The sequence below is a fragment of the Thiemannella venezuelensis genome, from assembly GCF_014203605.1.
Taxonomy (GTDB): domain Bacteria; phylum Actinomycetota; class Actinomycetes; order Streptosporangiales; family Streptosporangiaceae; genus Planomonospora_A; species Planomonospora_A venezuelensis.
On record NZ_JACHJJ010000083.1, the window covers coordinates 1 to 1,158 of the forward strand.

Here is a 1,158-nt window from a genome sequence, read left to right on the forward strand (position 1 = left end):
ACTGACCTTTAATTCGTGATGTTCTCCGATCATGTGATCCTCCAGGGTTCTGGCGGTACGTCCAGGTCATGCGGTACGCACAAGGCGGCGGGCTGACCGCCGCGCAACGCGTCAAGCGCGAGCAGCTCCGACTGGAGGCAGCCGAGTTGTTCGCATCCGGCTACACCGACGCCCACGTGGCCAAGGACCTGCGGGTCAGCCGGATGTCGGCCAACCGGTGGCGCCGCGCCTGGGCGCGCGGCGGCAGCGCGGCGCTGGCCTCCAAGGGCCCGGCCTCGCTGCCGCTGCTGGACGAGACCCAGTTCGCTCGGCTGGAAGCGGCGCTGCGTCGCGGCCCGGCCGCCTACGGCTGGGACGATCAGTGCTGGACCCTGGCCCGCATCCGGCGAGTGATCGGCCGGATGTTCCACCGGAGCTACTCCTTGCCCGGGGTGTGGAAACTGCTCAGGCGGCACGGCTGGTCGTGCCAGGTGCCCGCCCGCCGGGCATGCGAGCGCGACGAGGACGCGATCGTGGTGTGGAAGACGGAGGTGTGGCCCGCCGTGGAAAGACCGCGGCGGACCTGGATGCCTGGGTCTGCTTCGAAGACGAGTGCGGCCGGACGCTGAGACCGCCGGCCGCCCGCACCTGGGCGCCGCGCGGCGCGACCCCGGTGGTGAGGGTGCCGGGCCGGCGCGCAGGCCGGGTCTCGGTCGCGGCCATGGTCTGCTACCGGCCAGGTGAGCGGTCCCGGCTGATCTACCGGGTGCACGTCTACCGGCGGCACGCGGGCGAGACGGCGAGCTTCACCTGGTGCGACTACCGCGACCTGCTCGTCATGGCGCACCTGCAACTCGGCGCGCCGATCGTGCTGGTCTGGGACAACCTCAACCGGCACACCTGCGCGCCGATGCGGAACTTCATCGCCGAGAACGCCGACTGGCTGCGCATGGTCCGGCTGCCGTCGTACGCTCCGGACCTCAACCCGGTGGAGGGCGTCTGGTCGCTGCTCAACCGTGGTGGACTGGCCAACCTAGCGGTGGCGGGCTTGGATCAGCTGGTGCGGGTGGTCAAGCGGGGGCTGAAGAAGATCCAGTACCGGCCGCATCTGATCGACGGCTGCCTGGCAGGGACCGGTCTGGCCTTCAACTTGGTGTAACTCCGCGAGTTAAAGCTCAG

Annotated in this window: 1 protein-coding gene; it reads left to right on the forward strand. The window is 69.9% G+C overall.

The window, feature by feature from the left end:
• Positions 1-68 precede the first annotated feature (68 nt).
• Positions 69-1,138, forward strand: a protein-coding gene (locus FHS22_RS39765; protein ID WP_420830060.1) for an IS630 family transposase whose coding sequence is annotated in 2 segments (ribosomal slippage) — positions 69-552 and positions 552-1,138 — 1,071 coding nt in all. Because the reading frame shifts where the segments join, the coding sequence is not laid out codon by codon here.
• The last annotated feature ends 20 nt before the right edge of the window (positions 1,139-1,158 follow it).